The sequence below is a fragment of the Erythrobacter sp. HL-111 genome, from assembly GCF_900105095.1.
Lineage (GTDB): Bacteria > Pseudomonadota > Alphaproteobacteria > Sphingomonadales > Sphingomonadaceae > Erythrobacter.
This window is the reverse complement of the sequence record NZ_LT629743.1, coordinates 2,078,622-2,101,067: the sequence shown is the minus strand read 5'-3', so window position 1 is coordinate 2,101,067 and position 22,446 is coordinate 2,078,622. Positions and strand designations below refer to the sequence as shown.

Here is a 22,446-nt window from a genome sequence, read left to right as displayed (position 1 = left end):
GAGCAGGGTTGAAATCGGCAAGTCATGACCATCCGGAATCGCGCATAGAAGCGGGTGGTAAGCCGACCCCCAAGACGAGAGGGGTCAAAACTTGATCCGGTAACTGATTTGAAATCCGAAAATTAAGTAATATGCGAATTACGTTTTTACCGTAATTGGGCGTCAGTGCGGCGCAGGTGGTTTTCGCGATATTCCCTTAAATTATCTCGGGGGTTTTCCGCCGCGCCTGCGCGCAACGCTTGCCGGGCCGCGCCCGCAGTCCACCTCGCGCCGTGGACAGCCCTGTCCGATCCTGCCCCTGCCGGTGCTTTTCCGTGAAATGGGTCCCGAGCGATCCGGTCCCGGTGCGGCCGCGGCGAATTGTTTTTCGGCCGACCCTGCCGGAAGTCCTTGGTTTCCTTCATTCCCGCGGCGCAGGCGGTCGAACCGAGCTTTGCGCGCGGCATTTAGGGGTGGAATTGGACCCGATTCTTTGATACCGCACTTGCGAAGGAGAATCGTAATGCGCCTTTCGCTGATCCCTCTGGTGAGCCTCGTCGTCGCGACGACTCCTCTGCCCCTGTCTGCACAGGCGGCTCCCTCGCCGCTCGCCGGCCAGCCGACCTGCGCGGCCAGCCTCGAGAAGGTGAAGGGCGCATCCGGTTACAAGATGGTCCGCAAGTGCGGCAAGAGCGCTTCGAATTCGGCCTCGCTCGACGTGACTCGCGAGCCGGTCGTCGACGGTTCCGAGCTTGCCGGCGGTATCAGCGCGATCGTCGTGTCGCTGTTCGCGCTCGGGGCGCTTGCCGGCGCGATCATCATCGCGACCGATGACGATGACGGCGATGGTGGCGGCGGTCTGGATCCCGCTTCCCCCTGATCGGGGCGCGATCGGTCCGTTCATGCGGTTGTCGACCGTCGCGTTAAGATAACCCTATGCTTTTTCGGGCCTTTCGGTTATTCGATGCCGGAAGGCCGAACCTAAATCGGGTTCGGATACACGGCGTCTAGAAGGATCGGCTGGTCCAGATGAATCTCCCTTGGAATTGCCTGTGATGGTCAGGGCTTTGGTTCTGCTTGGCGGGCTTGTCCTGGCTTCCGGCTGCTCGACGAGTCGCTCCGACGATGTAGCCTACAGCCCCGAGGGTTTCGTCGCGCCCGACCCGGTCAGCGTCGAAATGGTCGCCGCCGACTACCGGATCGCCCCGCTCGACAAGGTGCTGGTCAACGTCTTCCAGGTCGAACAGTTTTCGGGCGAATACCAGGTCGATCTCACGGGTCGGATCAATCTGCCGCTCATCGGGGCGGTCGAGGCGGTCAACCAAACGACCGACGAACTGCAGGCGCGTCTCAAGGAACGGCTCTCCGCGGAATACCTCAAGAATCCCGACGTGACCGTCGGGATCGTGTCCGCGACGGGCAGCAACATCACCATCGACGGGGCGGTTCGGCGTCCGGGTGTCTATCCGAACTTCGGGAGCATGACGCTCGTCCAGGCCGTGGCCGTGGGCGGTGGTCTCGACAACACGGCGAACCCCAAGCGTGTCTTCGTCTTCCGTCAGATCGATGGCGAGCGGATGATCGCGGGGTTCGATCTAACGACGATCCGCAAGGGGCAGGAACCCGATCCGGAAATCTTTCGCGGCGACATCATCGTGGTCGAGGGTTCGCGGAGGAAGGAGACCATGGATAACCTCTTCCGGAGCGTTCAGACCTTCGGCATCTTCCGGCCGTTCTGACGGGAAAATTCGTGAACAGCCAAGAACAGCTTCCCCCGCGCGCGCCGCGCGATGCACTCGTGGAACGGCAGCAAGGCGCTCTCTCGCCCTACCTCGCCGACGAGATGATCGACGACGAGGACGAATTCGATTTCTCGATCGGCGACATCCTTACCGTCCTGTGGGAACGCAAGTGGTGGATCCTGCTGGCGGCGCTCCTCGGCCTGGTCGCGGCCCTGGGCTACTCGCTTTCGAAAAGCCCGCTCTATCGCGCGACCGCGACGATCGAGCTCAACCCGCCCAGCGTTCCGGTCCTTTCCAACGGCGGTGACGCGAGCGAGGGTCTTGTCGTTCCCACCACCGACAGCCAGTTCCAGGAAACGCAGATCGGCATCCTGCGCAGCAGGGCTCTCGCCGAACGCGTGGTGCAGGATCTGGGCCTCGTCGGCGAGTCCAATCGCTTCGACGCGGCCGAAACATCGGGAGCCGAGGCCGCCGCCGCCCGCGATCCTCAACGCGTGGCGGGCCTCGCCGCGTCGATCGCCGAGGGCCTCACCGTGAGCCCGTCGCCCAACAGCCGGTTGATCGAATTGAGCTACGTGTCCGATGATCCGGCCGAAGCGGCAAGGCTCGCCAACGGGTTCGCGACGTCCTTCATCGATCTCACGCTCGACCGGAAATACGAAGCCACGACATCGGCGCGCAGGTTCCTCGAGGAGCGGATCAGGACCGTCCGCGAGGAGATCAACGATGCCGAACGCCGGCTCGTCGCCTATGCCAAGGAAAACGGAATCGTGCTCGTCGGCAGCGGCGAAGGCGAAGGCGGCGCGGGGAGCAGCACGCTCACCGGGGAATCGCTCGGCACGCTCAATTCCGCGCTCGCCGCGGCCCAGCAGAAGCGCATCACGGCCGAGCAGCGCTACCGCCAGGCGGCAGCTCTGGCAGCGGGCGGCGGGAATTCCGCAACGCTCCGGCAGGAGAAGGCCGTGCTCGAGGCGGAATATCGCGAAAAATCGACCTATCTCCAGGATTCCTTCCCCGAGATGGCACGGCTCAAGACCCGTATCGAGGAGCTCGACCGGCAGATCCTGACCGAGAATTCGCGCGCGACCGGCACGCTCGAAGCCGAATATCGCGCCGCGCTCGCCGAAGAACAGGCGCTGAGCGAACGGGTCTCGCAGCTCACCGGCAGCGCGCTCACCGAGCGCGAGGACGCGATCCAGTACAACATTCTCCAGCGCGAACTCGATACGAACCGCTCGCTCTATGATGCGCTGCTCGAACGCTACAACGAAGTCGGCGTGGTCGAAGGCATCGGGACCGCCCAGGCGGCGACGGTCGACCAGGCGCAGGCTCCGAGCACCCCGTTCGAACCGAACATCCTGCGCAACACCATCCTCGGCACCCTCCTTGGCCTATTCCTGGGGGCCGGTCTCGCCGTGCTCTACGACCGCCTGACCGATACTGTTAAGACAAAGGACGACCTGCGCGAAAAGCTCGGTCTTCCCGCGCTCGGCGCGATTCCCCTCGCCACCAAGAACGCGAATTTCCTCGAAGAGGTGCGCGATCAGTATTCGGTCATCTACGATGCCTATGCCAGCCTGCGGACAGGGTTGCAGCTGTCGGGCGAGGGCGGATTTCCGCAGGTCCTCCTCGTCACCAGCTCGCGCCCCGAGGAAGGCAAGTCGAGCACGAGCTATTCGCTCGGCGTGCAGCTGTCGGATACCGGCAGACGCGTCCTCCTGATCGACGCGGACATGCGCAAACCCTCCTTCGTCGTCAGCGAGGACGACCGCATCGGCCTTTCGACCCTGCTCACCAGCGACACGTCCCTGACCGAGCACGTGGTCAAGACGACCAGTCCCAACCTCTTCCTGCTGCCGAGCGGGCCGATCCCGCCCAACCCGGCGAACATCATCCTTCCCGCCCGGCTCGATGCCATCCTTGCGAACGCGCGGAGCCTGTTCGATCACGTGATCATCGATGCCCCGCCGGTCGCGCGCTTTGCCGATGCGGTCCTGCTGTCCTCTTGCAGCGACGGCGTGCTCTTCACGCTCGAAAGCGGCAAGACGCGGACCGCCCTGGCGCGCGCCGCCCTGTCGCAGCTGCGAATGGCGGGGGCCAATCTGCTCGGCGGGTCGCTCACCAAGGCTTCCGCGCGGGTCATCGATTACGGCTATGGCCGCTATCAAAGCTACTACGGCGGTGCTTCGCGCGGCGACGACACGACGATCGCGATCGCGGCCGCTCCCGACCGCGCGACGTAACGCCGGGCATTTCTGAATGACGAGGCTTCTCAGGCTCGCCTTGCTCCTTCCCGTGCTTGGTGTCCTGCTCGTCCTTGCGGGGGTTGCCTATGCCTTCTCGGCCAGCGGACCGGCCGGATTTCAGGCAGAAGATGGCCGTTTGATCCATCCTTCGCGCGAGTTGAGGCTCCTCATGACGCGCCTGCGCGAGGTCGGAACCGGCCGGGCCTCCGAACTGCTCGAACCGGCGAATGGCCTTCTCGCCAAGGCCCCGCTCGAGGAAGAGCCGTTCATCGTCGCGGCGCTCACGCGCTATGACGAGGGTCGCTACGAGGAGGCGACCCGGCTCCTCGACATCGCCCGCAGGCGCAGCGCGCGGTCCTTCGAAGCGCGTTTCCTCGCGGTCGACGCCAACATGGCGGCCGGCAATATCGATAGGGCGGTGAAGGACCTCGAGGCGCTTCTCCGCCTCGCGCCCGAACAGGCGGCCCTGACCCGGGAAACGCTCGTGCTCCTCTCCGGCCACCCCGAAACGGGCCCGGTCGCGCTCGAGGCGATCGAGGAAGATCGGACCAAGCTGATGGTCCTGACCGCGCTCGCCCGGGCGGAGCCGGATCCCGGCGCCCTCATCGAAGCGATCAGGACGACGCGGGCCGCCGAGGCCGTGCGCGGCGATCCGCGCGCGGTGGACCCGATCACCCGGCCCCTGATCGATGCGGGCGACTATCCCGGCGCCTATCGCGTCTGGTCCGAACTGGTCGGCAGACGGCCGGGCGAGGAGGGGCTGATCACCGACCCCGAATTCGGCGGCGACCTCCCCCCACCCTTCGGCTGGAGCCTGCGCTCCGGGCCTGAGGGCTATGCCGCGCTCGGGCCGAGCGGCCTTTCCGGCGAGGCCTATGGCCGCCGCACCACCGAACTCGCGCGCCAGGTCCTCCTCCTTCCCGCAGGCAGTTATCGTCTCCGGGCCGAGGTTCTCGATCCGAGCGAGGCGATCGAGTTGAGGGTGCAATGCCTCGGCGGCGAGGAGATCGTCCGCACGCGGTTGAGGGAGGCGGGCGCGATGGCGGCGCGGTTCTCCGTCTCGCCCGATTGCCGGGCGCAGTCGCTCGAGCTGCGGGCCCGCGCGAGCGACCCGCCGCGCGCCGCTGCATTCTCGATCGAATCGATCACCATCGAGGGGGACGGCGCGTGACCGATGCAGTGCGCGGCGCAGTTTTCGCGGCCTTCCTCCTTGCCTGCCTGATGCTGGGCGGGGCGAGCCGCGAAGGGGCGGAAGTCAATCTCGCGCTGCAGGTCGGTGGCATCGGCTTTCTTGGCTGGGGGCTCTACGCCCTCGATTGGGCGAGGCTCTGCCTCGCATCGCGCCTGCTCCTCGGCCTCGGAGCCTTGGGAATCCTGGTCATCGCCGCCCAGTTCATCGTGCTGCCGGTCGGAACTTGGGCCGATCTTCCCGGTCGCGCGGCCATCGCGGCCGAGCTCGCGCTGCTGGACGTCGAGCCCGATCCGGCGTTTGTCACCCTGTCCTTCCCCGAAAGCCTGCGCTCGGCCGCCGCGCTGCTGCCCGCCATCGGAATGGCGATCGGATTGCTCGCGGTGCGAAGCGTTCCGGCGACGGCGCTCGCGGCGACGCTCGTGGCCACCGCGCTGCTGGCGCTGGTCGTGGGCATCATGCAGGTGCTGGGCGGGCGGGAAGCGCCCTGGTATTTCTACGGCTTCACCAACCGCGGATACATGGTCGGCTTCTTCGCCAACGCCAATCACATGGCGACGCTCCTGCTCGTCTCGCTTCCCTTCATCGCCGCGCTCGTGCGCGAGGCGCGCTCGCGGTTTCCCGCGCAACGCATGGAACTCACCATCTTCGGAGGGGCGCTGTTCGCGCTGGTCGTGATCGGCATCGGCCTCGTCGGCTCGCTGACGGGCTATGCCCTCGTCGCACCGGTCGCGCTCGCAAGCGCCCTGATCGTCTATCCCGTCCGCCAGCGGCTCGCCTGGCTGCTCGCCCTGCCGCTTCTCGGGGCTAGCGCTGCGGCGCTCGTGCTCACCGGCGATACCGAGAATGTCTTCGGCTCGGAGGCGGACACGTCGATGGCCGGCCGGGGCGTGATGAACGCGAACACGCTCGATGCGGCGCAGGATTTCTTTCCGGTCGGATCGGGGCTCGGCACGTTCGAGGACGTCTATCGCCGCTACGAGGACGAGGAGCGCGTGACCCGCGTGTTCATCAACCATGCACATAACGACTATCTCGAACTCCTGCTCGAACTCGGCGCGGCGGGCGTCGTCCTCGTCGCGCTGTTTCTTGGATGGTGGGTCTATTGCCTCACCCGGCTGCTGCGCGGGCAGGCGTCGCCCTTCGCCTGGGCGGGGTGGATCGCGACCGGCGTCATCCTGACGCATTCGGGCTGGGACTATCCGCTGCGCACCGCGGCTCTCGGCACCGTCTTCGCGCTCGGCTGCGTCTTCCTCAGCCGGATGTCGCTCGGCGATCGGCATGGGACCCGTCCGCCGCGAACCCGTCCGGCGAAAGGGCAAGGGCGCGCGGCGGGAAGCGCAAGATCGCCCGCAGATGAACCGGGATAGCGTTGGTTGTCGAGGCCGGCGCGCCCGGGGGCTTCGCCGATCGACCGGCCTCAGAGCGTCTCGGAAGCGCGGCCCCGGACTTCCCCGTCATTGTCGTTGTATCCGATGATGCGCCCGCCCTGCGCGGTGGCAGCGCGATCGGGCCCTGCCGCGGCGCCGAGGAGCGCGACCTCGCGGACGAGGGAGCGCCATTCCCTCAGCCGCGCGGACCGGGGCAGCTTCTCGAGCGAATAGCTCCGCGCGTTCGCGCCGAGCCGCTGCCGGAGTGCCGGGCTCGCGGCGAGCGAGGCGAGATAGTCGGCCACGCCCTGCGCATCGCCCTTGGCGAAGCTCGCACCGCACTCGGCGTCCTCGAGCAGGCGCGCGACCTCGCCATCCGTGTCGCCGATGAAGATGATCGGCTTGCCCACGGCCGCCGCGCCATAGAACTTGCTCGGCACGATCAGCCCTTCCAGATCGGGTTCGAGCGACAGCCAGTGGACGTCCGGCACGTTGAGGCTGAGGGCGAGCTCGCGCCGGGGTCGATAGGAACGCCGTTCGATCAGGCCGGCAAGGTCTGAGCATTCCGCGCTGTCGAGCACCGCGTGCTTCACCCCGCCGCCGATGAAGAGGAGGCGGAACGGCGAATCGCTCTCGCGCGCGAGGAGCTTGCCCGCATCGAGCATGGTATCGGCATCATGCGCCCGGCCGAGATTGCCCGAATAGCCGATCACCATCGTCTCCGCGTCGAACCCCCATTCGCCGCGCAGCGGGTTCGCGTTCGCTTCGAGCGGTTCGAGCTCGTCTTCGCCGGCCCAGTTCTGGATGACCTGCACCTGCTCCGCCTCGACCCCGCGCGACACCAGCATGTCCTGCATCCGCTCCCCGATGACGACGTTGACGGCGGCCCGCTTCCACGCCCAGTCCCGCAGCCGCGAGGCCAGCACCAGCAGCGGATTGCCCGAGGAACCGAAGCCGAGCCGGACCGCGGTTTCGGGATAGATGTCCTGCACCCAGTGGATCACCTGCGCGCCCTTCAGCCGGGCGACCGAAACGGCGAAGATCCCGACGAGCGGCGGATCGGTCAGGCACACGACGACGTCGCCGCGCCGGATCTCGCGCAGCCCGACGAGGATCAGAGCGTAGTAGAACACCATGAAACTGATCAGCCGCCCGACCAGCGAACCGTTGGAAATCGGGAGCGTGGGCAGGCGGGTCACGGTCAGCCGCTCGGGCAGGCCCTCGGGCGCCTCGCCCTCGAACTGCGGCGTGTAGGAACCGCCCGCCGTGATCACGTGCATGTCGGGGTTCTGCAGCGCCAGCCCGTTGATCAGGTCGGTCAGCATCAGCGAGGTCGCCGACTCGTCCGGATGAAAGAAGCGGTTGATGAAGACGAGGCGCATGCGCTTTCTCCTTGCCGGGAGGATCAGCAGACGGGAGCGGGAAAGACGGCGGTGCGGCCCGGGCGGAATTCCGGCTGGGCGAGCGGATGCTTTTGCGGTGCCGCCGGAGAGCGTTGCGCGCCGGACAGCGCGGCGAGGCGACGAAGCGGCATCACTTCGCGCCCATTCCGGTGACGATCACCCGCAGCGTCTTGAGCGCGACGAGCACGTCCAGCCACAGCGAGATGTTGCGGATGTAGTAGAAATCGTAGCGCAGCTTCGAAAGAATGTCGGACACGTCGGTCACGTGGCCCTGGTTGACCTGCGCCCAGCCGGTGATCCCGGGCCGCACGATGTGGCGATAGGAATAGAAGGGCAGTTCCTCCTCGTACCATTCGGCCAGCGCCTTGGCCTCGGGCCGGGGGCCGACGAAGCTCATGTCGCCTTTGAGGATGTTGAAGATCTGCGGCAGCTCGTCGATCCGGGTCTTGCGCAGGAACCTTCCGACGCGGGTGATCCGGTCGTCGTCGCTGCGGGTCATGGCGTCCTCGCGCCGGGCCTGCGATTCGGCCTTCACGTCGCGCTCGCGCATGGTGCGGAACTTGAACAGGCGGAAGGTCTGGCCGCGAAAGCCGACCCGGTCCTGGATGAAGAAGGCCTTGCCGGGCGAATCGAGCCTGATGACGATCGCCAGCAGCGCGAACCCGACGAGGCAGAACGGCAGCAGCACCAGCGCGGCGACGATGTCGATCAGCCGCTTCATCGACATGTAGGAGACGTTCGGGATCAGCGAGCCGAGGTCGTTCTCGCTGAGGTGGGTGATCTTGACCTGCCCGGTCTGCATCTCGGCGATCTGGCGGAAGTGGTAGACCGGAATGCCCGCCAGCGCGGCCTCGGCGAACAAGCGTTCCCAGCCGGGCGAGTGAGAATAGTGCAGGTCGGCGACGATCGCCCAGTTCCGGCGGCCCGAGCGCACCAGCCCGGTGAGGTCGGCGGCCGAGGGCGCGGGGAGGTAATTGCCGGTGAGGTTGATTTCCGCCGCCCGGCCCCCGGGAACGATCAGGTGGGGCCGCAGCAGCCCGCGGCTTCGCACCGCGAGCAGGAAACTCGCAAGGATGGTGCAGCCCGCTCCGGTCGCGAAGACCGAGGCGGAATAGGGCAGCCGCAGCAGCGCGAGCACGCCGAGCGCCCCGCTGAACACCAGGAAATTGACCGGCAGGATGTAGGACAGGTGGCGCGCCTTGGCGTGCTCGCGCAGTTTCGACAGCACGTACCAGCTCAGGACCGATGCGGCGGCGAGCGCGACCAGCGTCTCGTTGTAGAAGGCCGTGAACAGGACCCGGTCCTGCACCGCCCAGACCGCCATGGTCGGAAGAAGCCCGCCGATGAGTTGCAGCGGAAGCTCGAGCTGCCGGATCAGGAGGGTGGCCTCGCCGATCGCGGCCCCGCCCCAGCGCCCGTCCCGGTCCTGCCCCTGCGTCTGCCGCACGCCGGGCGCGGAACCGGGGCGATCAGGGTTGGAGCTTTCCGTCTCCTCGACCGGATAGGGCTTGGGCCGGCGATCCCCGGCCTCCGCCGGCGAACCGGCCGGTTCGGCGCGTTCGGCCTGCGGCGTACCGCGCGCATCCACCGCGAGGATGCCGGAGCGCGGCTTGGTCATCGACCCGCTCCCTTCGCCGTTCGGGAACCCGGAGCCCGCCGCACCGCGCCCGCCGGGAGGTTCACCCGCGTCTGCCGGCCGAGGAAATCGAGCAGCACGAGCACGCGGTTGTTCGGGCTGAGCGAGAGGACCTCGCCGACGAGGCCCGCGAAGGACCCGCTCGCGATCTCGACCTCGGTGCCTTCGGCGAGATCCTGGCCGAAGGCGATCACCTCGTCCTCGTCGCAGGCTTCGCGCAGGTCCCGGATCACCGATTTCGGGACGATCGCGGGCTTGCCGGCGAACGACACGAGCCGCACGACCCCGTAGGTCGAATTGATCACCGACCAGGGCGCGGCGGCTTCGGGGTAGGTCGCGAAGAGGTAGCCCGGAAAGAACGGCCGGCGTTCGGCGACGAATCGCCCTTTCTGGACGCGCGTGCGACGCTCCAATGGCTGGAACGTGACGAACCGCTGACGCTCGAGATTGCGGCGAGCGATCGCATCGGCATTCGGCCTTGTCTGGATGAGAAACCAGATCGACATATGCCCCCAGGTTTTCGATGCGACGTAGGGATAGTCCCTTATTGCTTCGCAAAGATCAACGTAAGAGTCCTGAGGGGGGCCGGGTTTTTTTTGCGGCGCAGCGAGTGGATGGGGCGGAACCTGGCCGCTCGAAAGGCAGGAATCACAATGATTTGCGTGGCGAACGGCGCGTCCCGAACGCCGCGATTCTCGCGAATGCAAAACGCCTTGGCGCATGATCGGAACGGGTGGTCGCAGGGCAGGCAGCGGATGCCGATCGGGGCCGCCGCGCAGGCGCTTTTCCGCCTCCGCGCCGCCGAGATTGGGGTGGGAAACCGGAAAGGGTTCTGCAAATTCAACGGGATCGGAGACGCGAATCGGGTCAGGGCGATTCGCGAATCCGCAAATACGCAGGTCATGGTCGCGGTGTTGCGATTTCCGGCCCGAGCTCGCGAGGGGTCGGCCTCTCGAGCGCCTCGAGCCTTTTGGCGATCGCGCGGGATTGAGCCTGCCGCCGCTGGACTTCGCACGGGGCGGCACGGGGGCAGTCTTAAAAATGACGCCGGAACGCGCCAGAGATGCAAAATGCGTGTTGCAATGCAACGCGGCCTCTGTATCGTTCAATCCTGAACGTGATGGCGCCCTTGGCCGTCAGTAAAGTGTTTCATTCATCTTCCCGGTGGGCCTGCAGGCTGGCACCGTGCGGTAGCCGTATCGCGGAAGCCCTGCGGTGAGCGTCCAGCGCGAGCGGGCGCGCGAAGAAGCCCAGTTCAAGGTGATGCGCCTGATCGAGCGCGACCCGCACCTCTCGCAGCGCGACCTGGCGAACGAACTCGGCATCAGCCTCGGCGCGACGCACTACGTGCTGCGGGGGCTGGTCGAACGCGGCTTCATCAAGCTCGACCGTTTCCGCCAGTCCCCCGACAAGCGCCGCTACGCCTACGTCCTCACCCCCGGCGGAATGGCCGCCAAGAGCGCGATCGCCCGGCGGTTCCTGGCGAGGAAGCGCGCGGAATACGACGCGCTGAAGCGCGAGATCGAGGAACTGGGCGCCGAGCTGGAGCGGGGTGCGGGGGAGTGAGCCCCGGTTGCCCTCTGACCGCTCGAGCCCCACTGGCGATAAGGCGGTGTCCCGGCCCGCGCAGCGAGCCGCAAGGGCGACCGCCCGCCCGCAGCGCAGGCCGGCCTTGCCGGCCGGGAGCGAGGATATCGCACGCCGGAGGGCGTGCGGAAAACAAACACTCCAATCCGGGTTAACAGGCTTGCTGCCGTCCGGTGCGCCTTTAGCTTGGCGGCGTCAATCATCAGCGTATCCGCCTTCCACCTTTGGCCGCCAGCGCGGGGGAGACTCGGTTGAACAAGCCCAGGCGGATCCAGCGGATAAAGCGATTATGGATTGTCTTGCGAGGACCATACGCGGGAGGCCCATCACGCCAGCGCAGTCCGTTCCTGATCACAAAGATGATGCCGCTTACGATCCGCGCAGGTCATCGACCCGCGGCATGCCATGCGACAGTGGAAAAAGGGATCAATCCGGCGCATCTGCGCATCGCTCAACAACCACAACTCGAACACCAGCAGCACCTCTTGATGCTGCCATTGAATTAACCGATTGCGTCCAGCGCAAGCAATTTAATAGATCCTCAGCCTAATATGCTCAACATCGTGAGTCCGATCAGATTGTCAAACGGAAGTGAGCTAGCAGGTTTATCAGAAAAATCTTACAAGAAGTTACCGCAGTGAACGAAATCGATTTCGAAAAATGGGCTACATTTGGAGCCATCTCGCAGCCTTATACGCATGAACCTCAGTTGCATCCGGAACTACTACAGCCGAAGCCGGTGTCGATGGGTCGGAGGATCTTTAATGCGGTGAGAGGGCGGCCCGATAAGTTATTTGACCCCGGACAACCCCATATTTATTTTGAAGTAAAGGGGCGGAAGTTCGTATACGTTTATATCCGCAAGAACGCCTGCTCTTCTATGATCCGATTCATCGATCAAATCCGAGGCGGTAGAGGCGGGGATCATCAAGAATTAATTGACCGTTTAAGAATTTATAGTCCCGTACATTCTTTCCAACAATTGAGAGTTACGTTTTACCTTCGTTGGCAATTAAGCAGAATTCTAGAGATCTCGATCCACACTGCTGTCCTCAAGTCGATAGCCTTTGGCCAATTACTTACGATCTCGTCCTTAGCGCCTCCCATCTCCATAAAGAGACCCAAGCTCTGTTCGGAGCTGACTTGGCGGATGAATTTTTCGCAGCGAAGACGAACTCGACTAGCGATCTAGAGTGGCATGAATCACCAAATTGCGTCGATTTGAGGTGTTACATTCTTCGTGAAGAGTTTAAAAAGACTCGAGTAATGCGCAGTGGTGCATCATTTTTTGATGAGGAGTTGTATTCGTTCGTCGTCAAAGCTTATTCATTTGATTACAACTTACTAGATAGGAGCCGTGTGCTGTGCCGTTGATGCCGTCCCTCCCTCCGCAAGGCTTGGGAGATTCTTGATCGTCGCGAGCGACGCAATTACCGCTAAATGAATAAATTAGAACCCTCCCAGCCGGCTTCCTCCGCTTCTCAGCCAACGCATTCCGCTTCGCAGGAGGGCTATGATGCGGTCGCTAACCTGCCGGTCTGGCGGATGGCGTGGGACCTGCTTGATCGGCGTGAGCGTCGCAACGCACTCATAGTGCTCGCCATGACGATTATTGCTGGTTTCGCGGCGGCGGCGATGGTGGCCTCGGTGCTCCCCTTCCTGACCGTGTTGGCGCAGCCTGAGCGCATTGGCGAGATTGCGGCGCTCGATTGGTTTTACACACGCTTCGGGTTTACTTCGACCTATGCGTTTCTCGTGGCGCTCGGCGCGGCCTCGTTTGGCGTCATCGTTGTTTCCAACCTGATCCAGATTGCCCGCATTTTTATTGTCTCGCGCTTCACCAATATGCGCGTGCACTCAATCAGCCAGAAGCTCCTCGCGGCCTATTTGCGCCAGCCTTATGAATTCTTCCTCGACCGGCACTCGGGAGAGATGAGCACGCAGATCCTGGCCGAAAGCCAACTCGTGGTCGATAGATTCTTCATCCCGGCGGCGCAGGTCTTCGCCTCGGGTTTCACCGTGCTTTCGGTGGTGATCTTGCTGGTCTGGGTTGACCCGATCGTCGCGATTTTGTGCTTCGTGGTGTTTGGCGGCACCTATGGGTTGATCTTCTCGCAAACGCGCGCGCGCCTCGCGATGATGGGCAAAGTCCGCGCCGAGGCGAACAAGGCGCGCTACAAGCTCGCGGGCGAGGCGCTGGGCGGGATCAAGGATATCAAGCTCCTGGGTAGAGAGGCTGCATATCTTGACCGCTACGCGGGGCCCTCTCGCCGGATGGCCAAAATGCGTGTCACGGCGACATTGCTGGGCACTGTTCCGCAGTTTGGCATGCAGATGATTGCCTTTGGCGGAGTTATCCTGCTCTGCCTTGTGCTTCTCTCTCCCGAAAGCCTTGAAGGAGGGGATGCACTGGGCGCGATTGTTCCGATCCTCGGGGTGTTTGCCTTTGCAGGCCAGCGCCTTATGCCGGAGCTTTCGAAGCTTTATGGCTCGATCACCGAGCTGCGTTTCGCTGGCTCTGCTCTTGCCTCTATTCACGCCGATTTTGCGCTCCGCAACGCGTCTGCCAAACCAACTCGCATCCCGCCCGCGCCGCTCGGACTTAAACGCACGCTTGAACTAGACGATGTAAGCTACCGCTATCCGCGCGACAGCAATGCTGGCCTGACGGACGTATCGCTCAAGATTCGCGCGGGCGAACGGATCGGGATCGTCGGCCCCACTGGGGCGGGCAAGACCACGCTGGTCGACATCGTGCTTGGCTTGCTTCGTCCAGCCTCAGGGGTTCTGAGGATAGACGGGGCCGATCTGACGGAGACAAACCTGCGAGCCTGGCAGCAGAGCCTCGCCTATGTACCGCAGGATATCTTCTTGCTCGATGCAAGCGTTGCTGAAAACATTGCCCTCGGCGTTGCAGCCCACGAGATAGACGAAGTTCGTGTCGCTCGGGCGGCGCGCATAGCTCAACTTGATGAGTTTATCCGGAACGACCTTTCCCACGGATATCAGACAATGGTGGGCGAGCGCGGTGTTCGTCTCTCTGGCGGCCAGCGTCAGCGTATCGGGATTGCACGCGCGCTTTACCGTGATGCAGATGTCATAATCTTCGACGAAGCGACCAGCGCCCTTGATAACCTAACTGAACGCGAAGTGATGTCGTCTATCGAGGCGTTGCCTGGTGACAAGACCGTCATGATTATCGCTCACCGTTTAAGTACGGTCAGACGCAGTGATCGGATCATCATGCTTGAGCGGGGGAAGGTCTTGGGCATGGGATCATGGGACGAACTCCACTCAACAAGCGAAGCCTTCCGAGCCCTTGCCCGCGTCGATTAGACTACCGGATGCACCGTCATTATGAACGCAGCTGACCTCGTCTTGCCTCCTTTGATCCGGCTATTGCGGCCAGTATCGACACTACGAGGTCGCTACCGAGTATGCGGCGCGGCCAACCGTGCCCTTCTCCTCGCCGGATGCTCGCCAAACCAGCGGGCGAGGATGCGCCACGGCTCGGTCATATGGGTTGATATGCGTTCGCACACCGAGTGGTATGCGCTCTGGTCAGGCCAGTATGACGAGGAATTCATAGGCCTATTGGCGAAGCTTCTGGCGGCTTTTCCGGGCAGCTTCCTCGATGTTGGCGGGAACATTGGCATGTATGCTGTGCGCGTGAGCCGATTGTCCGGATGCAAGACCATCTGTTTCGAGCCGATGCCACGAAACACCACACGTATTCGTCAGAACGCTCAATTAAATGGTGTTGAGGGTGAGCTCGAGGTGCTCGAGATTGCCTTGTCGGATCACGAGGGGAGTGCCGATCTCGTTCTGCGCGAGGACTTTGTGGCGGGCTCGCAAACGGGCAACGCGTCAATCGCCATATCGAACGAAGCCGATGGGCTTTTCGAACGGATCAAGGTCCCGGTTCTGCGTTTCGATGATTTTCTTGCCGGACGGGCGGAGAAGAATATCTTCGTCGCGAAGGTCGACATTGAGGGCCATGAAGATTTTTTCTTGCGCGGCGCAGAGAAATGGCTTGGCCAGAACCGGCCCGTAATACTGACTGAGATAAACAACTGGTTTTATCTGAAGCGGGGTACGACGTCAGCCGCAGCTTTCAGTCAATCTTTGCCTAGAGACTATTCCGTGGCGCTCGTCAGTAATCAGTTTGGCAAGTATCTGCTCGAGGAAATTCCCGTGGAGCAACTCGCCGATTTGAAAGGTCTTCATAATTGCTTGCTTTACCCTCCTGAAAAAAGCGAACTGATAAATTCAGTGATTTCATATGGTGCCTCGGAATAAGATTATGGCAAATTGATAATCTATTTCATTCAAAAATATTCGTTCCGTCACCCCTGCTTTTATAAGTATGATAAGATTTGGATTGTCTATTTGTATACGATATGGCGATTTCAAGAGACTTGAGGGCAGGGCATATAGATGCGTCTTAAGCGCTACGCCAATCCGCACTGGGCGGCTTTAAGGGCCCGCTCCGCCTTCGAGGGCTGGGTGCCTGATCGCTTACTGATGGACGCGATTGGGCGAACCAGTCGGTATTCGGCTGAGCCAGAAGTGACATCCCTTCGCCACCTTATCGATGCAGAAAGAACTGCGATTGATATTGGCGCGGCATACGGTCTCTATAGTTGGAACCTTGTGCGCCACTGTCGCCGTTGTGTGGCATTTGAGGCAAACCCTGCCAGCGCTGCTCGCCTGGCCCGTGGTCTACCGGGCGTTGAGGTGCATGCTTGTGCCTTGTCGAATCGCGAAGGGACTGCTCGTTTGCGCATACCTCGGCGTCACGGGATATCTGTGACTGGATATGGAACGTTAGAAAGCACATTCAGGTCGGATTTTCAGATGTGGGATGAGGTTGCGGTTCCGACACGCACTCTGGACTCATTCGGTATCGAGAGTGTTGGCTTCATAAAGATCGACGTGGAGGGACACGAGCTCGCAGTCTTGCAAGGTGGAGAGCAAACGATCCGTCGTAATCGCCCAATGCTCCTTCTCGAATTTAATTCCCATTGTGTGAACGAAGAAGCCCGAGAGATCATCGAGTGGCTGGGTTATTTGAATTATCACGCACAACCGTTCTCATCCAAATCAAATACTTTATTTGTTTCGCGCTAGAGCGTGTTCAAGATAGCCATCATCACCAATGCCCGCGCAGCCGATCAGCGATCGATGATCGGTTATGGCGACCTCCTGCTTGAAGCCGCGCGGCAGACAGAAGCACGCGTCGTTGAATGGCGTGGAGTTTCGTTTTTCGGCAAGCTCCCCGTCTCAGGGATCTGGCGCAAGCTCGCGCTCAATCTCGACAGGTTCATCGTGACCCCACTGAAACTGGCAGGCAAACGCGCTGACATCGTGCATGTCGTTGATCCCGGCAATTCGGTCTATCTCCAATTGGTTCGCTCCAAACATTCGATCCTGACGGTCCACGACATGATTCCGTATCTGGCGAGGGACGGGAAGCTTCCAGGATGGCAGCCGACACGCACGGGTCGTTGGCTCATGAACTGGATTACGGGCTGTTTGCGAAAGGCCGATCACATCATATGCGTATCACACGCGACCAAGCGTGACCTGTTGGCCTATGTAGATATTCCCGAGGAACGTGTGAGCGTTATCCATAACGCGGTGTTCCAGCCCATGGCGCCGGCGTCGATCGAAGACTGCCGCGATTTCCGTGCGCGCCACGGAATTCCACAAGATGCGCCGTTGATTTTGCATATCGGACGGAATTGGTACAAAAACCGCGAAGCTGTATTGGAGGTCTTTGCACGAGTTCGGGCAGTGGAGGCAGGTGCCCGACTGGCATTTGTGGGCGCGCTAACGCCAGCATTGCAAAGTCAAGCAGACGCCTTGGGGGTTTGTGAAGCAATGCATCTTATCGAAAAGGTGTCCGAAACCGACCTTCCCTCACTCTACACTACCGCGTCCGCTCTACTTTTTCCTTCGCACTACGAGGGCTTTGGCCTGCCTGTCCTAGAAGCACAGATGTGCGGTACATCTGTGGTATGCTCAGCCAATGGATCCCTCAAGGAAGTTGCGAGCAAGGTAAGTGTCTATGGCACGATTTCGGAAATGGCAGACGCCTGCATCTCCGCAATCAGGCGGACCAGAGAGAATTCAAACGCATTGAAAGAACACACCCACCTTCTAGAAACATTCTCTGAAAGCAAGTGGTTTGGCGCTCATTATGCTCTTTACCAAGCGCAATATCCTGGCGCAGAACATAAGCTGCATACGATTAGATCTTCAGGCCCGAAAGTCTCCGATTTTCTACGGTGATATCAAAGAGCCAGTCTATGAATCGAAAGTTATATGAGACTGTCATCTGTACAGTGTTTGAAGGAGATTATGACTCCGGCGTTCTGGCATTAACTAATTCACTAGTTTGCGCTGGCTATAAAGGGCAGATTTATGTTTGTTATAGAGGAGCGCCTTCGCAAAAAAACCGATACAGTTCTAAAAAAATACTCTGAATTCGGAATAGAATTAGTTATCAAAGAAATAAAAATAGACGGTCATTTGACAAATTATAAACCTCGACTTATCCTAGAGGCTGCAGGGATGAATCCTAATGCAGACTTTATTTTTTATATAGACCCAGATATTGTTGTGCAAGCGGATTGGGAGTTTTTTGAGCAGTGGAGCTCTAATTGCATTAGCCTCTTCTGCGATCCCTTGTGGCACCCAATGCTGGCAAGCCACCCCAAGAAGCTAACGTGGAAAAAAATTGCTGCCGATTACGGGCTCGGCTCTCGCGATTTTGAAGGATATGCGTGTGCTGGATTCATAGGATTGCCAAGGCCATATTTGGGTTTTACGGAATTGTGGGGGCGCCTTCTCGAAAGGCTGGAGGTGTCTGGCTTTCTTTCCTCTGATACCTTTCATTCTGGGCGGTCAACCGATCCATTCATGGCAATGGATCAGGATGTCTTGAACTTGGCCCTTATGGCTTCTGATGTCCCATTTTCGTTGGCCAGTCCTGAAAACCAAGGGATTGTGGCTAACGGAGCTTACATTGCCCACGCTCAGGGCACACCAAAGCCTTGGCGTGGCGGTTTGATCCGCAATGCAATTAGGTTGGGAAAAAGGCCAAGCTATGCTGTGCGACAATACTGGGAGTACGTTACTCATCCAGTCGCAGTGCATTCTTTTTTGGACCTCGGAATTGCGAAATTAAATATACGTTTTGCTACGCTTATATCCCGGTTATTTGGCTAGTTTCTGAGAATGGGTTCATATAGCCAAATCACGCCTTACTACCCCCCTTCAATTAGTGGCGTTGGCGATTATTCGAAGCTTCTCGCGGATGCCGCTGAGCAGGCTGGACAAGAACTCTCCACGCTCGTTGCATCCGGTACGCCAAGCGGAGCCACCGCGCTGCGCGCACACAGCGCGAGGGAGTTGAACCAGGCTTTGGAAGCATCCGAGGCGGTGCTGCTGCATTTCTCAGGCTATGGCTATGCAAAGTGGGGCCTATGTCACTGGTTGGTCGAGGGCTTGACAGCTTGGAAGGGGGTAGATGCGAGGCGTCGCCTCGTAACCATATTTCACGAAGTCTATGCGACTGGTCCCGTATGGAGAGCCAGTTTCTGGACATCGAATTCACAACGGCGGATCGCGCGCGAACTGGCCAACCTGAGCGATGTAGGCTTTGTGACGTCTCAGGCAGGCTATGATCGGCTCAAAGCGCTTTCATCCGATATACCGCTTGAAGTCTTGGCAGTCTTCTCGAACATGGGTGAACCGGACTGGGTTGAGCCGCTGGCCCAGAGGCAGCCGGTCGCCGTCATATTTGGCGGACCATCAAAGCGCAAAAGCGTTTATGCCGCTGAACACGCGGCATTGGCGGCGGGCATGGACCGATTAGAAGTCCAAGAGATTATTGACATCGGACCTGACCAGATCGCCCCAAAGGTTTTTGCGGGTCGTCCCGTTCGGGCGCTCGGGGCGTTACCTGAAAAGGAAGTGTCGAAATGGCTTCTTTCGGCCCGCGTAGGACTGATCGACTATCCAAGGCACGTGGTTACGAAGTCGGGAATAGCCGCCTCCTATTTCGCGCACGGCCTCCTTGTCGTAAACGCTAGTCGGATAGGCAATTTGCCGCGCGACCTTGCGGAAGGGCGGGAGTTCGAAACCCCGGAAGGCCTCGCGAGTGGCGGAAATGATCCCGAGCGTGTCGCAAGAGTAGGATACGCATGGTATCAGCCTCATAACCTCAGCCAAACCTGGCGCAAGATCCACGAGGCGCTGGGGTGAAGATCTTCTTCTTCACCACGGTATTCGCGCCAAGCGTCGGGGGTATCGAGAAACTCGCCGAGGTTCTTTGCGCACAATTCGTTGCCATGGGCCATGAGGTTCGGCTGGCGACCATGACGCCGGGGGAGGGTGTGTTTCCCTTCCCCGTGATCCGCCAACCTAATTTCAGCGAGTTTTGGCAACTTTTGCGATGGTGTGATGTCCACCTGCAGTCCAATGTTGCGCTGAAGTATGCTTGGCCACGGTTCTTTACACCGAGAAAGTTCGTATATCGTTATGCCAATGCCTATCAACGTGATGATGGCACGCGGGGGGCTGCCGATCACCTCAAGGCTGCACTGGCGCGTCGCAGCACGGGGATTGCTAACAGTTACTACACTGCGCGTCGAACCGGTGCGGATCATGTCGTTCTCAATGCCTATGATGACGCTGTATTTCGAGACCAACGTCCATGGCATGAGCGCGAAAGGGATTTGGTTTTTCTTGGGCGCCTTGTTTCACAAAAAGGATGTGACACGCTCCTGAAGGCCATGGGGAGGCTCCGCCAGAAGGGAATTGATCCTGACCTGACCATTGTCGGCGACGGACCCGAGCGTGGAAATCTGGAGGCATTGTCCAACAGCCTGGGCCTCACGCAGCAGGTACGGTTCGCCGGTAAGGCAGTAGGGTTCGAATTGGCCTCGATCCTGAACGATCACAAGTTCATCCTTGTGCCCTCAAGCTATGAGGAACCCTTTGGCATTGTGGCACTTGAAGGCATGGCCTGTGGCTGCGTGCCGATTGTCTCGGAGAGAGGTGGCCTCGTCGACGCTATCGCCGGTCACGGCTTCGTGTTCCCTAACGGCGACGATGCGGCTCTCGCTGAGGTTCTTGCTATCGCGTTAAGTGCGCCAGATGAGGCCCGCGCCCGACTTGAAGGGGTGGATAAACATCTCGCGCGCTGCACGGCTCAGAGTGTGGCCGAGCAATACTTGGAGGTCTTCCGCGAGAAGACGGGTGCCGCGTGAAGCTTGCGATTGACAATTTTGTTCTCAGCACCCGTTATCGGGCCGTCACGTTCGCATCGACGAGGCCGGCGCTCTATTATGGTTTGCGCGACATGACTGGACCGCGTGACGCCTTGTGCATTCAGCCCGACACCGAACTTGTTATTGAAGGCTATCCGCGGTCGGCCAACAGTACCACGGCCTATGGCTTTCTCGACCGCCAGCCCCGAACGGTCAAGCTTGCCCACCATAAGCATCACGCAGCCCAGCTGCTGCGAGCTGTCGAGCTGGGCGTGCCGGCCGTGATGCTGATCCGACGTCCCAAGGAGGCTGCTCTTTCCAACCTGGCGCTTCGCGAGGAGGCAAGACGGAGAGGGGGGCGAGAACAGCGGCAAGCTCAGCTTGGCTACATTAACGTATTGAGCGCCTGGCTAGCCTCTCTTATTCACGGCGATGCGGTTGGGCGCCTCTCGGCGCGAGCTTGACGCCACTGCTGCGTGCGGCGGCGTAGAGCGGGCGTGCGGCACCGCTGGCGTCTGTTTCACCGCGCTGTGATCGATGGGCTTTTCTGGTTGAAGGACTTGGCTCGGGGTTTCTGCGGCACTGCCGCGCCCGCTACGTCGGCGCAGGCTTGAGCGCGAGAACGATGGCACGCATCAGATCGGCATCGGGGCACGCAGAGGCGAACGCTACGCGGATTCGGGTGGCGCTTTCCATGACGCGGGCAGCAACCTTGAGCAGCCGCAGGCGCAGGGTCGTAAACTCGGCTTTTGCCAGAGCGGTGGTCTTTGGGATCGCCTGCTGAACGCGCCACAGCAGCCAGTAGGCAGCGGTGTGCAGGATCAGGCGCATCTGGTTGGCGTTCGCCGACCGGCACGAGGTGCGGTCACTGGCCAGCTGGGTCTTGTGCAGCTTGATCAAGTTCTCGGCCTGCCCGCGCGCACAGTAGAGCGTGTCATAGATGTATTCAGCCGAGCCTTGGGTTAGCGATGTGACGACATAGCGGATATCCATGCCCAGCGTGCTGGCCTCGATCCTGGCGACGACGCGGCGCTGGCGGTTCCAGCTCTTCGCGCCGTAGCGGGTCTCGGCATAGCTGCGCAGGACCGGGAGTTGGCACTCGGCGCGGCGGACCGCGCAGGCATCGGCGGCAGTGACGATAACCGGATCAGCGCGCAGCGCGGCGTTGGTCGGCAGACCGAACACGTAATCGACATGGGCCGCCTCGCAGAAGGCCATGACCTCGGGCCGTCCATAATGCCCGTCACCGCGGATGGTGATGTGGGTATCAGGCCAGTGGCGGCGAAGATGGCGCACCAGACGCCGGATATGCCCTGCCGCCTCCTTGCCAGAAGGCGTCTTGCCCGTGCGCAGCAGCATCGCCACCGGCCGGCCCGTTGCCGTGTCGTAGACATGGATCGGCAGGAAGCAGCGCTCCCCATGATGTCCGTTCCAGAAGGAGAGTTGCTGATAGCCGTGCACGACGTCGCAGGTGTCATCGATATCCAGCGTCACCGCCGCCGGCGGAGTGGGGTAGCTGGCGCAGTAGATGTCGATCATGATCCCCAGCATCTTTGCCAGCTCGCGCGTGCTCGGCGCATTCTCCCAGCGGCTCATCGTCGGTTGGCTGGCCAACCCCGCACCCGATCCCGGCAGCTTGCCCAGCGCAAGGCGGAAGCCCGGATCATCGCGCAGAGCGTCGAGATCATCGGCATCCTCATAGCCGCAGGCGATCGCGAACATCCGCGCGCGCAGGATATCTTCAAGCCGATGAACCACCCGAGCAGGATCGCGCGGATCGGCAATACACGCCGCAAGCCGCTGGCAGAGCCCCATCATGCGCTCGGCCTGAGCCAGCACCAGGACCCCGCCATCCGAGGTCAGCCTGCCGCCGTCAAACGCAGCTGTGACCTTCTTGCCGCGCACTGCTGGAAACGAAAATACGGACGCGCTATCATCGCATCCGGCGGGTGTGGTCTGTGGCATATTTTGCCCCGTTGCAGGTCTGGCTTAAGCAACCACATTCCTACAACAATG

19 protein-coding genes are annotated in these 22,446 nt (G+C 61.3%); 14 read left to right on the top strand and 5 right to left on the bottom strand.

Features of this window, described 5'->3' with window-relative positions; translation table 11 throughout:
- The first annotated feature begins 502 nt into the window (after positions 1-502).
- From BLU08_RS09915 to BLU08_RS09900, 5 genes are all read left to right on the top strand, one after another.
- Positions 503-859: a hypothetical protein gene (locus BLU08_RS09915; RefSeq protein WP_090198985.1), complete on the top strand. Its 357-nt coding sequence runs from the start codon at positions 503-505 to the stop codon at positions 857-859.
- A 175-nt stretch (positions 860-1,034) separates the two neighbouring features.
- Positions 1,035-1,718: a polysaccharide biosynthesis/export family protein gene (locus tag BLU08_RS09910; protein WP_090198982.1), complete on the top strand. Its 684-nt coding sequence runs from the start codon at positions 1,035-1,037 to the stop codon at positions 1,716-1,718.
- An 11-nt stretch (positions 1,719-1,729) separates the two neighbouring features.
- Positions 1,730-3,964 (top strand): polysaccharide biosynthesis tyrosine autokinase, encoded by a 2,235-nt coding sequence (locus tag BLU08_RS09905; protein WP_090198979.1) that lies wholly within the window; start codon positions 1,730-1,732, stop codon positions 3,962-3,964.
- Positions 3,965-3,980: 16 nt separating this feature from the next.
- Positions 3,981-5,138: a hypothetical protein gene (locus BLU08_RS15220; protein ID WP_157674516.1), complete on the top strand. Its 1,158-nt coding sequence runs from the start codon at positions 3,981-3,983 to the stop codon at positions 5,136-5,138.
- Positions 5,135-6,526 carry an O-antigen ligase gene (locus tag BLU08_RS09900; RefSeq protein WP_157674515.1) on the top strand — a complete coding sequence of 464 codons (1,392 nt, stop codon included), beginning with the start codon at positions 5,135-5,137 and terminating at the stop codon, positions 6,524-6,526. Before BLU08_RS15220 ends, BLU08_RS09900 begins: the two co-directional genes overlap by 4 nt.
- Positions 6,527-6,576: 50 nt before the next feature.
- Here the strand turns inward: BLU08_RS09900 and BLU08_RS09895 are convergent, their stop codons facing one another.
- From BLU08_RS09895 to BLU08_RS09885, 3 genes are all read right to left on the bottom strand, one after another.
- Positions 6,577-7,908 (bottom strand): glycosyltransferase family 4 protein, encoded by a 1,332-nt coding sequence (locus tag BLU08_RS09895; RefSeq protein ID WP_090198976.1) that lies wholly within the window; start codon positions 7,906-7,908, stop codon positions 6,577-6,579.
- Positions 7,909-8,059: 151 nt separating this feature from the next.
- On the bottom strand, positions 8,060-9,547 hold the full coding sequence (locus tag BLU08_RS09890) for an exopolysaccharide biosynthesis polyprenyl glycosylphosphotransferase (RefSeq protein ID WP_233995931.1): 1,488 nt from the start codon (positions 9,545-9,547) through the stop codon (positions 8,060-8,062).
- The gene (locus tag BLU08_RS09885; protein WP_157674514.1) at positions 9,544-10,071 is read right to left on the bottom strand and encodes a transcription termination/antitermination protein NusG; all 528 of its coding nucleotides are present in this window, start codon (positions 10,069-10,071) and stop codon (positions 9,544-9,546) included. The genes BLU08_RS09890 and BLU08_RS09885 overlap by 4 nt, the downstream gene beginning before the upstream one ends.
- 709 nt (positions 10,072-10,780) lie before the next feature.
- Between BLU08_RS09885 and BLU08_RS09880 the strand changes: the two genes are divergently transcribed.
- On the top strand, positions 10,781-11,131 hold the full coding sequence (locus BLU08_RS09880; RefSeq protein ID WP_090198971.1) for a MarR family EPS-associated transcriptional regulator: 351 nt from the start codon (positions 10,781-10,783) through the stop codon (positions 11,129-11,131).
- A 223-nt stretch (positions 11,132-11,354) separates the two neighbouring features.
- Here BLU08_RS09880 and BLU08_RS15635 read toward each other — a convergent pair whose 3' ends face one another.
- The gene (locus BLU08_RS15635) at positions 11,355-11,528 is read right to left on the bottom strand and encodes a transposase (protein WP_090198967.1); all 174 of its coding nucleotides are present in this window, start codon (positions 11,526-11,528) and stop codon (positions 11,355-11,357) included.
- Positions 11,529-12,592: 1,064 nt separating this feature from the next.
- Between BLU08_RS15635 and BLU08_RS09870 the strand changes: the two genes are divergently transcribed.
- From BLU08_RS09870 to BLU08_RS15205, 8 genes are all read left to right on the top strand, one after another.
- The gene (locus BLU08_RS09870; RefSeq protein WP_197676860.1) at positions 12,593-14,488 is read left to right on the top strand and encodes an ABC transporter ATP-binding protein; all 1,896 of its coding nucleotides are present in this window, start codon (positions 12,593-12,595) and stop codon (positions 14,486-14,488) included.
- A gap of 192 nt (positions 14,489-14,680) precedes the next feature.
- Positions 14,681-15,451 carry an FkbM family methyltransferase gene (locus BLU08_RS09865; protein ID WP_172801020.1) on the top strand — a complete coding sequence of 257 codons (771 nt, stop codon included), beginning with the start codon at positions 14,681-14,683 and terminating at the stop codon, positions 15,449-15,451.
- A gap of 138 nt (positions 15,452-15,589) precedes the next feature.
- Positions 15,590-16,282 carry an FkbM family methyltransferase gene (locus tag BLU08_RS09860; protein WP_090198955.1) on the top strand — a complete coding sequence of 231 codons (693 nt, stop codon included), beginning with the start codon at positions 15,590-15,592 and terminating at the stop codon, positions 16,280-16,282.
- 3 nt (positions 16,283-16,285) lie between these two features.
- On the top strand, positions 16,286-17,446 hold the full coding sequence (locus BLU08_RS09855) for a glycosyltransferase family 1 protein (protein WP_157674511.1): 1,161 nt from the start codon (positions 16,286-16,288) through the stop codon (positions 17,444-17,446).
- Between the two features lie 132 nt (positions 17,447-17,578).
- Positions 17,579-18,385, top strand: a complete 807-nt coding sequence (locus BLU08_RS15215) for a hypothetical protein (protein ID WP_157674510.1) — start codon at positions 17,579-17,581, stop codon at positions 18,383-18,385.
- 9 nt (positions 18,386-18,394) lie between these two features.
- On the top strand, positions 18,395-19,423 hold the full coding sequence (locus BLU08_RS15210) for a glycosyltransferase family 1 protein (protein WP_157674509.1): 1,029 nt from the start codon (positions 18,395-18,397) through the stop codon (positions 19,421-19,423).
- Positions 19,420-20,430, top strand: a complete 1,011-nt coding sequence (locus tag BLU08_RS09850) for a glycosyltransferase family 4 protein (protein WP_090198947.1) — start codon at positions 19,420-19,422, stop codon at positions 20,428-20,430. The genes BLU08_RS15210 and BLU08_RS09850 overlap by 4 nt, the downstream gene beginning before the upstream one ends.
- Positions 20,427-20,894 carry a hypothetical protein gene (locus BLU08_RS15205; protein WP_157674508.1) on the top strand — a complete coding sequence of 156 codons (468 nt, stop codon included), beginning with the start codon at positions 20,427-20,429 and terminating at the stop codon, positions 20,892-20,894. The genes BLU08_RS09850 and BLU08_RS15205 overlap by 4 nt, the downstream gene beginning before the upstream one ends.
- 130 nt (positions 20,895-21,024) lie before the next feature.
- Here the strand turns inward: BLU08_RS15205 and BLU08_RS09845 are convergent, their stop codons facing one another.
- Positions 21,025-22,395 (bottom strand): IS1380 family transposase, encoded by a 1,371-nt coding sequence (locus BLU08_RS09845; RefSeq protein WP_090193770.1) that lies wholly within the window; start codon positions 22,393-22,395, stop codon positions 21,025-21,027.
- Positions 22,396-22,446: the final 51 nt, after the last annotated feature.

Bases quoted from the DNA above. Each gene is read 5' to 3' on its own strand.
- BLU08_RS15210 (WP_157674509.1), top strand. From the start codon at position 18,395: ATGGGTTCATATAGCCAAATCACGCCTTACTACCCCCCTTCAATTAGT.
- BLU08_RS09865 (WP_172801020.1), top strand. From the start codon at position 14,681: ATGCGTTCGCACACCGAGTGGTATGCGCTCTGGTCAGGCCAGTATGAC.
- BLU08_RS09895 (WP_090198976.1), bottom strand. From the start codon at position 7,908: ATGCGCCTCGTCTTCATCAACCGCTTCTTTCATCCGGACGAGTCGGCG.
- BLU08_RS09845 (WP_090193770.1), bottom strand. From the start codon at position 22,395: ATGCCACAGACCACACCCGCCGGATGCGATGATAGCGCGTCCGTATTT.
- BLU08_RS09870 (WP_197676860.1), top strand. From the start codon at position 12,593: ATGAATAAATTAGAACCCTCCCAGCCGGCTTCCTCCGCTTCTCAGCCA.
- BLU08_RS09885 (WP_157674514.1), bottom strand. From the start codon at position 10,071: ATGTCGATCTGGTTTCTCATCCAGACAAGGCCGAATGCCGATGCGATC.
- BLU08_RS09860 (WP_090198955.1), top strand. From the start codon at position 15,590: ATGCGTCTTAAGCGCTACGCCAATCCGCACTGGGCGGCTTTAAGGGCC.
- BLU08_RS09890 (WP_233995931.1), bottom strand. From the start codon at position 9,547: ATGACCAAGCCGCGCTCCGGCATCCTCGCGGTGGATGCGCGCGGTACG.
- BLU08_RS15220 (WP_157674516.1), top strand. From the start codon at position 3,981: ATGACGAGGCTTCTCAGGCTCGCCTTGCTCCTTCCCGTGCTTGGTGTC.
- BLU08_RS09915 (WP_090198985.1), top strand. From the start codon at position 503: ATGCGCCTTTCGCTGATCCCTCTGGTGAGCCTCGTCGTCGCGACGACT.
- BLU08_RS15215 (WP_157674510.1), top strand. From the start codon at position 17,579: ATGTTTGTTATAGAGGAGCGCCTTCGCAAAAAAACCGATACAGTTCTA.
- BLU08_RS09910 (WP_090198982.1), top strand. From the start codon at position 1,035: ATGGTCAGGGCTTTGGTTCTGCTTGGCGGGCTTGTCCTGGCTTCCGGC.